This is a genomic window from Pseudomonas sp. C11, assembly GCF_034683865.1.
Lineage (GTDB): Bacteria > Pseudomonadota > Gammaproteobacteria > Pseudomonadales > Pseudomonadaceae > Aquipseudomonas.
The window spans coordinates 1-234 of record NZ_JAWIIP010000098.1 but is presented as its reverse complement, the minus strand read 5'-3'; the positions used below and the strand labels follow the sequence as shown (position 1 = coordinate 234).

General features: G+C 52.1%; 1 pseudogene. It reads right to left on the bottom strand.

The features are described 5' to 3' along the window. Nucleotides 1–161 (bottom strand): annotated as a pseudogene (locus VC352_RS25060) (type II toxin-antitoxin system Phd/YefM family antitoxin); the annotation flags it as partial. Nucleotides 162–234 lie beyond the last annotated feature (73 nt).

Genomic DNA, 234 nt, shown 5'->3' with positions numbered 1-234 from the left:
AGGGCGAGGCGCTTCTGCATGAACTGGTAGTAATCGACATACACCAGATAAGCCGAAGGCATTCCAAGCTCGGTGATCAGAACGGGTTCTTTGGACTCGTGAAGGTCGGCCAGAATCTTGGTGGCCTGTCGCTGTAAGTTCGTGACCAACTCGACTTTCATGGCCGGTGACCGCTGCGAAGAAGAAAGTGCCACTTTAGTGATACTTTTCGGCCGTGACAATCAACGAGTCACT